Source organism: Chloroflexus sp. (genome assembly GCF_034434295.1).
Lineage (GTDB): Bacteria > Chloroflexota > Chloroflexia > Chloroflexales > Chloroflexaceae > Chloroflexus.
Window position 1 is genome coordinate 1 of sequence record NZ_DAOTZQ010000028.1, and the last position, 9,683, is coordinate 9,683.

The following is a 9,683-nucleotide window of genomic DNA, read 5'->3' on the forward strand; positions in this document are numbered from 1 at the left end:
ACCCTGGAACGGATAGTCCAGATATGGCGTGCTGCACCACTCCCAGACATTGCCGGCCAGCTCCTCGGCCCCACAGGCCGCTGCGCCGTGGGGAAAGATGCCCACCACCGAGGTGCCGCTGATCTTGCTTTCGTCGATGTTGGCCCGGATGCCAGGAATGCCCTCACCCTCGGCACCGCTCCCGTGCGCGAGGCCGTCCCAATCGCCCCAGGGGTACTCGCGCCGTCCGGCGCGGGGGTTGCCACCCGACAGGACCGGTGGGTAGGCCGCCGCCCGTTCCCATTCGGCCTCGGTGGGCAGGCGCACCTCCTCGCCTGCCGTCAGCACACCCAGGGTGTGCAGCCATTCGTTGACCCACCAGGCGAAGGCGGTGGCCGCGTACCAGGTCACGCCAACCACCGGGTGGTTGCCCTCGCCAGCCCGGTAACGTGCGCCGGGCCAGAAGCGTGGGCGAAAATCCTCCGGTTTTTGCCTGTGCTTCTGCATCAACGATAAGAGCTTCCGCGCCGCTGCAACGGCCTCAGGCGTGCCGCGTCCGGCCAGCGCCTCGATAAACAGCAGGTATTGGCGGTTGGTCACCGGGAAGCGGGCCAGGGCGTAGGGCCGGCGGATGGTGTAGTCGAACTGTGGTTCTTCATTGCGATACAGCCCATTGTCATCACCCATACTGAACGTACCCGGCTCGATGCGGGTTGCCCAGTAATCGTCATTCGTCAGATCGAGGCCGGGGCGGTCGCTATCGGCATCGAGCCGGTCGAGCATGGTCGCGGCGCGGTTGCGCAGCACCGGGTCGGGGTGGGCAGTGCGCCGCCAGTCGTCGGTGAGCGCAGCGAGGGCGCGGAGGCGGGCAATGGTCTCATCACGCAGGGTGGTCAGCTCCTCGACCACCCCGATATCGACAAGCACGGCGGCAGTGAGCAGTAGGCTTTCGGGATCGTGCATATCGAGCAGCCCGCGCAGGAGTCGCTCCGTCTTGGCGATCTGCTGACCATTGCTCCAGGAGCCGGCAGCCAGCAGCAGGGTCTCGCGCCAGCGCGGATCGCCACTACGCTCCAGGAGAAATGCCACACTATCCGGCGCCCCGGCACGGTTGTCGAGGCTGTCGAGCGCCCGCGCCGCCAGGTACTCCTGAAACGTGTAGTGCGAAAAGGAGTACATGTCATCGCGGCGCTGGATGATCCCGCTGTCTACGGCAAGGCGGTGAAGTAGATCGCGCACCCGCTCATCGGCAGCCTCGCGGTCGATCTTCAGTCGTTCAACATAGAGTGGGCTGAGCCACTCCTGCGCCTGGCTGAGCGTCACCTCGCGCACCTGCTGCGCCTGTTGCTGCATCGAGAGGGCAAGCGCCTCCAGGCGGCGTTGCTCGGACGCCAGTTGCGCAACGCTCATTACCAGCGTGTCGTTGGCAACATTCTGCTTACGCCAGAGGTCGAGGAGCAGCTCGATCAGCTTCTCGTACAGCTTCGCACGCTGGTCGGGCAGCTTCACGTTATTGAACTGGAGCAGCGCCATCACCGTCAGCAGAAGCGGGTTCGTCGCCATTTCTGAGAGGCGATCATTACGCTCGATGGCACTCCAGAGCTGGGCGGCCTGATCCGCGGCAGCATCCTGGCGACGACGCCCGATCTCTGCCAGGCGCTGATAAACGGCAGCGAACCACTTATGAAGCAGCGCTTGAGCCTCCCGCTCATTCAGCGGACTGAGGTGCCGTTCGAGAAAATCGGAGAGGTAGACTCTCCCGCCATAGCCTGCGGTTCGGCTTGCAACAACATAGCGCAACGTCGCATACCGGCGTGCGAGATTGTCGATCACCTGCGCGAGATACGCACGGCGCTGATCATCGCCTGCCTCATCCAGCCCATCGAGTAGGAGCAGAACACCCCCGTCGTTCTTCTTGATCAGCGACGAAAGCATGCATTCCGGCATCTCACAGTACTTCGCCATCTCGCGATCCAGCCAGTTGAGGAAGAGGTCGGGCGGCGCACCGGCATAGTTTTGCCGCTCTTGCGGCGGTAGTTCCTTCAAATCTGGTGGGATGGTTGCGGCAAAGAGCGTCAGCCGAACATAGATCGGTAGTGGCGTCTGCCGGAGATGGAGGCGCAGACCGGTATCGGCGTCTGCCAGCAGTGAGGCATCACCCTTAAGATACGCCTCGGCAAGGCGGAGTGCGGCGTAGCGCAGGGTCATTGTTTTCCCACTTCCCGCATCGCCGAGCAGCAACAAGCGCGTCGTGGTCACAGGTGGCGGAGGCTCATCATCGGTTGGCATGCCGCGATTCTCCTGTTGTCGCCGCCGGTCGCTCAAAGACGCCCGGCGTGCTGCCAGCAGATCTGGATCGCTTAGCAGCTCAAACACATAGCCACTGCTGTTCTCCGTGTTGGACCACGCTCGCCCCGACATCTGCCGATCTTCACCACGCATACGCCTGCGGTAGGACTCAATCGCATCTCGCTCGACGACCCGCAGCGGCACGTGAACAGCTTCAAGCCTGAGTTGCACCTGCTCGGTGGCAATACCAAGTGGCTGCGTGGAGCCGTATTCTGCCTTGAGCCATTCAAGATAGTTTGCGATACCGGTCGGCAACACCGCCCGGAATTGTCTCTCTCGCCGTTTGGCTTCGATATCCTTCTTATCCTGTTCGCGTTGCACTTCATCCTCAATGTCAATCCGCTGGCCGCCTATCATCCGGTCAAGCCAGCGGAAGAAACGCTCGCGCCAGGGTTTGACGGCAGCGATGAACAGGACGAGCACAACCAGCCCGGCGATCTGCAACAGCGAACGCTGAGCGATCAGGGTGACGAGGGTTTCAACCGGCTTCTCGCCACTGATGATCCGGTCAATGGCCTCCGGCACAGTGAGCGTCGGCTCAGGCATGGGCGGCGCGGCAGTGGAAGTGGGAAGCACAGCGGTGGATGTTGGCAGCGTGGCAGTGGACGTTGGCAGCGCCGTCGTTGGGGTCGGCGGTGCCACGGTCGGCGCCGCAGTGACAGGCGGCGGTGTCGTCGTTGGCGCGGGCTGCTGCGCCACGGCAGGGTTGAGTGCGCCGAACAACAGTACAACATGTAGCGCACAGGCGACGAGTACGCGGGCAGGATGTGCTCTCATACGTATCAATGTTTCTCAGCCAGGATGGCGCGTTGATTCGAATGCGGGCGATACATCTATGATAATGATAATCGAGTACGTGTTGCATGGCAATTGCAACCACGGTTCGGTATCGGGGAACAGAGGGAGATGTCGTGCCAGACTGTGGGGCAGGATGCGCGAACGTGTGTTATAGCTGTGCTATCGTGCGCATGTTGCCTGCGTGCCCCTGATGACGGGGATGGCTGAACGCAGGCCGGCAGCCTGCCCCACAGCGTGCTAGTGGTGGTGCGGCGGATTCCGCAGGGGCGGATCTGTAGGGGCGGGTTTAGAACCCGCCCCTACGGATGGTGCCTGTATCGTTCACCTTACCATCCAAGGGAGACGGTGAATGAGGGACATCACCTGATCAAGCCAGGAGTGATCACAGCCACGGCGAACGGCATTTCCGCTGCACACGCCGGCGTGGATACGGTTTTCCGGTGAAGTTACCCGTGGCGCAGGGTTTGGAGTGCGGCAGCCATGCTGCCGCGCCAGCCGTGCTCGCAATTCGGCGCGTGGCATACCGCTACCCATCCTGGTCACGAGATTGCTGAATGTGCTCGTGCCGATCAGCGAGTCGGTCAGACATGAATGTGATCCCTGCGCGTAGACGGTTATGTTGCACGCGATTCGTGCCTGCGCACCAGCGGCCACGGCCAGCACCTGACGGCGGTCGAGAGGATGCATCCACGCAGGCTGGAAGCCTGCGCCACGCCACTCGCGCCACGGGGAGTGCTTGCAGCCAGCCTGACGCAGCGTGACATGTGGGTAATGCATAGCTCCCAGCCTCCCCCCGCTGGGGGGAGGAGACGCCCCCCTCCCAACCCCCCCGCTGGGGGGAGGGGCAGACAGAACACAAGAACGAACCTGCCATCTAGTGCATTAGAAAGCCCCAACGCCGGTCACTGTCTTCCCCTCTCCCGCGCTGCGGGAGAGGGGCCAGGGGTGAGGGCCTTCTCCCGCCCCCAGCAGGGGCGGGGTGTGGGGTGCTCTCCGCACAGCTTCTGATCTGAAGCGCCCAAACCATCTCACAACAGAACCGAAGCGTGTTTTTATTCAACCACCGTATCTGCCAGCGGCGCGATCTCGATCCAGGCCCGTTCAACCCCTCGTATGTTCATAAAGAAATCGAACATCGCCTTCATCAGACCATATTTATCATCAAGCGCTTCCCGGGCGATGCGGGCCTCGTCGGGAGGCAGGATGCGTGCCCGTGCTGGCACAGTTGGGCCAAGCGGCTTCCCGGCCCGGTCGGATGGGCCAATCTCGACCTGGGGGTTATTGCGGATGCGCTTGACCTTGCCCGCATTGGCGGTCGTCATCACGTAGATTTTGCCGTTTCGTTCCGCAAACCAGACCGGCGTCACCACCGGCTGGCCATTTTTACGGAACGTGATTAAATTTGCGTACTCGTGCCGGTAAAGATTTGCGAAATATGGTACTGTCTGCTCAGCCACACGTGCCTCCGCTGCTGTTGTCACGATCAGAAAGGTCTCCCTTTATAACTATACCCCCGATTCGGACAACAACGCGAGCAATTTTGCCCATTCCGCCAGGGTTACCGTTTCGGCACGCCGTTGCGGATCGATACCGGCAGCCTGAAGTGCCTGCACGACGTGCTCACGACTAACCGTTACCCCAAGTGCGGCCAGACCACCGGGCAAGGCATTCCCTAACTGCTTGCGGGCGTGAAGGAACCCGGCTTTGATCAACCGGAATAGCTTATTCACATCGTCTACTGCCACCGCCAGTTGTGGACGGCGGACGAGGCGCAGGATTGCCGAGTCGACCGCCGGTGCCGGGAAGAAGCTGGTAGCCGGAACGCGGGCCACAATCGCCGGTTCGGCGTACAATTGCACCGCGTGCGCCAGGATGCTGTAATCGCCAGGGCCGGCGCAGATACGTTCGGCAACCTCCCACTGTACCAGCAAGACGCTCAGATCAGGGGGCGCAGTCGCCTCAAGAAAATGGCGCAGCAGCGGGGCGGTGATGGCGTATGGGATATTCGCAACCAGTTTGTACGGTGGCATGGCAGCAGCCCGCGCTAGCAGATCGGAAGGCGTAACCTTCAAAACATCACCCTGGATCAGATAGAGATGAGACTGGTCGCGGAACTCAGCAGCCAGCCGGTCGGCAAGCCGGTGATCCAGTTCAACACAGATCACCCGCCCGGCACACTGCAATAGCTCCCAGGTCAACACACCGAGACCCGGCCCGACTTCAATGACAGTATCAGCAGCGTGGACGTTCGCTTCAGCCACAATCGTTGCCAGCACCTGACCATCAAGGAGAAAATTCTGCCCCATCCCACGGGTCGGGCGCAGATTGAGCGCCCGCAGGGCAGCACGAATGCGTTGTGGATTCAGATATGGATTCACGACTCAACCGGAACAAAAATGGTAATCTTTGTACCTTTGCCAGGGACCGAATCTATCTCGGCCCGCCCCCCTACCAGACGGGCACGCTCATCGATATTCAGTAAGCCAAAGCTGCCGCGCCGTTCGTACGATTTAAGTACCGCTGCCTTGTCAAAACCAACCCCATCATCCTGAATCACAACCTCAAGCATTTGGTTATTCACCAGACGGAGACGAACCCAGATATGATTTGCCTGCGCGTGCTTGATAGCGTTCGTCACCGATTCCTGGATCATATTGAAGAGAGCGCCTTCAACTTTTGAACCGAGGCGAATCTGGTCAATATCGGTTCCTTCAAGCACAATGGCCGTATTTCCGGCTTTGGCCCGCAAGCGGTCGAGGTACTGTTCGAGGGTAACTTTCAGGCCCTGTGCTTCAAGCATCAACGGACGCAATTCAAACAGCATCGTGCGCACCTCGTAATTGGTACGCTTGGCAATACTGCTCAGCTCATCGAGTTCAGCCAGCGCCTGCGCCGGGTCGCGTTCAAGCAGCCGCTTGATAAACTCAGCTTTCATCGTAATCACTGCCATAGCCTGGGCCGGGCCATCGTGCAGATCACGGGCCAGTTGATGGCGAACCTCTTCTTCACGCGAGAGCAACTTTTCTCGTTCTTCTTTTAGATCATAGATGAGCTGTGCGTTATGCAAGGCCACAATCGCATAATTGGCCAGCGCCATCAACATCTCTACCTGATCGGTACTGAGCGTCTGATCAGTCGCAACGACAAACAATCCATACGCCCGCATACCGGCCTGCAACGGCAACAAAGCAGCCGCTTTACAGGTATGCAGTGAGCCAAGCTGTTGCAACGAGGGAAATTGCGCAAATGATGTAATAACTTGAGCGGTACTGGAACGGAGGGCCGCAGTCAGGCCGGTATCCATTTTCAACGACCGATTCAAGTCGCCTGGAGCCAGATTTGAACCAAAAGCGACGTACAATTCATTCGGTTGGCCCGAAGAGAGCAGAACGATCCCGGCCCGGTACGGCACAATTTTCTGACTCTCTTGCAGCAGTGTATCCAACACCTGTCGATAATCGGCAGTACTGCCCAGGGTCAACGCTACCCGGTACAACGAACGCATCTGATCGCGATAGGCATGGGCTTCGCTGAGCGCCTGCTCAGCCTCGCGTTGAGCCTGAGACACCCGTTCCCGATTGACTTCGCTCTGCCGCTCCACCAGATTGCCGGTCACCCACGGTACAATCGCCAGCGTCGATCCGCGCAGGGCCAACGCAACGTAGTCGAGTAACGTCATCAGCGCTTCAGGAGCGATCAACCGTCGCCAGCCAACGAAGGCAGCGATGTACGCCACCGCAGCCAATCCACCAGACAGAAGGCTCACCGAGAGCGGTTGACGGATCGCAGCATAGGTGAGCGGTACCAGGTACAGGGGAAAAAAGATGACGATCCGCTCGCCACCGAAAAAGGTCATAAGCGAAATGAATGCAATATCAAACAGGTATGAAATACTCACCAGACCGGCGGCAAACGGTACGAAGGCCAGAACGGTGAAAACGAGAGCAAAGCCGACGTACAACCAGAAAATGCTCTCTAACGGGCCTATCTCATCGGTAATTGGCCACAAACCACCATTGGTCAGAAATTGGGTTACGACGCCGAGCAATATGATCAACACCCAACGGGCAGCAGCATAGAAACGCTCACCACCCAGCGGACTCCATGCCGACAGTGATCGCTGCGCTGATGAAGAAACAGTGGTTGATGATTTTGCCGGACTGGTCATACTCGTACCCGCAGTAAACAGAGCGACGGCGCCCTAATGACGCCCGTCGCTCCGGTATTCTTAGAAAGACTTCAGCGTATCGAGGGTGGCACGTACCGCTTTTGCCGATGCGTTCAGCAGCGCCATCTCCCCTTCGTTGAGTGGCAACTCAAGAATTTTCTCTACTCCACCGGCGCCGAGGATCACCGGTACGCCAAAGTAAATATCATTCAGTCCGTACTGACCGGTCAGGTAGGCTGCCACCGGCATGACCCGCTTCTTGTCTTTGAGCACAGCTTCGACCATCTGCGCTGTGGCGGCTGCGGGAGCGTAATACGCACTGCCAGTCTTCAGCAGATTCACAATCTCGCCGCCACCCTTCCGGGTGCGCTCAACAATCTGGGCCAGACGATCAGGCGCGATGAACTCGCTCACCGGAATACCGCTAATGGTCGAAAACCGGGGCAGCGGTACCATCTCATCACCGTGACCACCCATCAGCATCGCCTGCACATCTTCAACCGAAACCCCCGCCTCCATAGCGATAAAGGTGCGATAGCGGGCCGCATCGAGGACGCCGGCCTGACCAATGACACGCTCTTTGGGGAAGCCACTGACCTCCGCAGCCAGATAGGTCATCGCATCCAGCGGATTATTGACCATGATAATCACCGCATTCGGCGAGAGCGGGGCAGCCTGACTAATACAGGCACGGGTGATGTCGGCGTTGACCTTGATCAAATCCTCGCGGCTCATGCCCGGCTTGCGCGGAGCGCCTGACGTAACCACGATGACATCAGAGTTGGCAGTATCGGCGTAGTTGTTCGTGCCGGTAACCCGAACATCAAACCCTTCAATCGGCGATGCCTCGTAGAGATCAAGTGCTTTACCTTGTGGCACACCCTCGACAATATCAAGCAGAACGATGTCACCCAATTCTTTAGCGGCCAGCCAGTGAGCTGTCGTCGAACCGACAAATCCTGCCCCAATAATACTAATCTTCTTGCGCATAACTGTCTCCTCCTCTAAGCGGCGCCAGCTATGGAATGCAACGAACGGCGTCGTACTCATCCCTGCGCATTGTAGCATATTGCAGTCTCAATGGTACGATGCCCGATCCTGCAACTGGCGCAGTACTGTCTGTAAATCGGCGGGCAGCGGGGCAGTGTACTCTTGCCATTGACCACTGCGTGGATGAACCAGACCAAGGTAAGCGGCGTGCAAAAACTGGCGCGCCAGGTGAAGGTGTGAACGGCGTGGCCCATACACCGGATCGCCGACAATCGGATAACCCAGATGGCGTAGATGTACACGAATTTGATGGGTACGTCCGGTTTCCAGTTGTACTTCAAGCAGACTGTAATCGCCGAACGTGGCCAGCAGGCGGTAGTGAGTACGCGCTGGGCGGCCGTCGGGCACAACCGCCATGCGGAGACGGTCACGTGGATCACGGCCAATCGGGGCATCAATAGTACCAGTTTCAGGTGGTCTGCCAATCACCAACGCCTGGTATATTTTGCGCATACGACGGGCCTGCTGTTGTTCGACTAACGAGCGCAGTGCCTGATCGTGGCGGGCAATCACCAACAGCCCTGACGTGTCACGGTCAAGGCGATGGACAATACCCGGACGTAGCTCACCACCAATCGCCAGATCGGGATACCGGGCCAGGAGCGCATTGACCAGCGTACCTCGTGGATGGCCGGGTGCCGGATGGACGACCATTCCCGCCGGTTTGTTGATCACGGCAATATCCCTATCTTCATACACAACATCAAGCGGTATTGGTTCGGGAATAAGTTCGGTGGGTATCGGTGGCGGGATGGTAAGCTGAATGACCGCGCCAGGACGTACCGGTTGACTGGCTCGTGGTGAACGACCATCGTAGATCACAAAGCCCTGCTCAATCAGACGTTGCACTTGTGCCCGCGAAAGATCGGGCATAGCACCGGCAAGAAAACGGTCAATACGCTCAGCGGTCTGGGTAGGCGGTACAACCAACACCCGCTCTTCCGCTTCGAGCAATTCAATCTCACCTTCTCCGCTCATGATAGCGACTCCGAACTGGAAGTGCGTGCGTCGGTTGCTGTGGGAGGCGAGGGATCGCGACTCAACAACTCACTGAGGAGTTCATCGTCAATCGGTTCGGGTTCGGTCGGCGCAGGCTCTTCACCGATAAAGATGATATGAAAAGCCAATGCAGCAACCCCGATAGTAATCGCGCTGTCGGCAAGGTTAAAGACCGGCCACCAGCCAAATTGAATAAAATCGACCACGTATCCCTGGCGGATCCGATCTACCAGATTGGACAAACCACCGCCGAAGATCATCCCAACCGCTACCGTTATCCAACGCGAGTCGGCTGGAAGGATATACTGGTATGTGAGCGCGAGCAACAAGAGCACCAGGC

At 59.1% G+C, this 9,683-nt stretch carries 8 protein-coding genes; all 8 read right to left on the bottom strand.

The annotated features are described in order from the left end of the window. On the bottom strand, positions 1 to 3,105 hold a 3,105-nt coding region (locus tag VAE57_RS04655; RefSeq protein ID WP_322820736.1), incomplete at its 3' end, for an NACHT domain-containing protein. 342 nt (positions 3,106 to 3,447) lie between these two features. Further along, positions 3,448 to 3,903, bottom strand: coding sequence for a hypothetical protein (locus tag VAE57_RS04660; protein ID WP_322820737.1), 456 nt, complete (start codon positions 3,901 to 3,903; stop codon positions 3,448 to 3,450). 275 nt (positions 3,904 to 4,178) lie between these two features. Further along, positions 4,179 to 4,583 (bottom strand): PPOX class F420-dependent oxidoreductase, encoded by a 405-nt coding sequence (locus tag VAE57_RS04665; protein WP_322820738.1) that lies wholly within the window; start codon positions 4,581 to 4,583, stop codon positions 4,179 to 4,181. A gap of 48 nt (positions 4,584 to 4,631) precedes the next feature. Continuing rightward, positions 4,632 to 5,504 carry a 16S rRNA (adenine(1518)-N(6)/adenine(1519)-N(6))-dimethyltransferase RsmA gene (gene rsmA / locus VAE57_RS04670; protein ID WP_322820739.1) on the bottom strand — a complete coding sequence of 291 codons (873 nt, stop codon included), beginning with the start codon at positions 5,502 to 5,504 and terminating at the stop codon, positions 4,632 to 4,634. Continuing rightward, positions 5,501 to 7,294, bottom strand: a complete 1,794-nt coding sequence (locus VAE57_RS04675; protein WP_322820740.1) for a GAF domain-containing sensor histidine kinase — start codon at positions 7,292 to 7,294, stop codon at positions 5,501 to 5,503. Before VAE57_RS04675 ends, rsmA begins: the two co-directional genes overlap by 4 nt. 60 nt (positions 7,295 to 7,354) lie before the next feature. Continuing rightward, on the bottom strand, positions 7,355 to 8,284 hold the full coding sequence (gene mdh / locus VAE57_RS04680; RefSeq protein ID WP_322820741.1) for a malate dehydrogenase: 930 nt from the start codon (positions 8,282 to 8,284) through the stop codon (positions 7,355 to 7,357). A gap of 87 nt (positions 8,285 to 8,371) precedes the next feature. Further along, positions 8,372 to 9,322 carry an RluA family pseudouridine synthase gene (locus VAE57_RS04685; protein WP_322820742.1) on the bottom strand — a complete coding sequence of 317 codons (951 nt, stop codon included), beginning with the start codon at positions 9,320 to 9,322 and terminating at the stop codon, positions 8,372 to 8,374. Beyond that, the coding region (locus VAE57_RS04690) for a signal peptidase II (protein ID WP_322820743.1) at positions 9,319 to 9,683 on the bottom strand (365 nt) is incomplete at its 5' end. The genes VAE57_RS04690 and VAE57_RS04685, both read right to left, overlap by 4 nt.

Coding starts and splice junctions, on each gene's coding strand:
- VAE57_RS04660 (WP_322820737.1), bottom strand. CDS start 3,903: ATGCATTACCCACATGTCACGCTGCGTCAGGCTGGCTGCAAGCACTCC.
- VAE57_RS04675 (WP_322820740.1), bottom strand. CDS start 7,294: ATGACCAGTCCGGCAAAATCATCAACCACTGTTTCTTCATCAGCGCAG.
- mdh (WP_322820741.1), bottom strand. CDS start 8,284: ATGCGCAAGAAGATTAGTATTATTGGGGCAGGATTTGTCGGTTCGACG.
- VAE57_RS04685 (WP_322820742.1), bottom strand. CDS start 9,322: ATGAGCGGAGAAGGTGAGATTGAATTGCTCGAAGCGGAAGAGCGGGTG.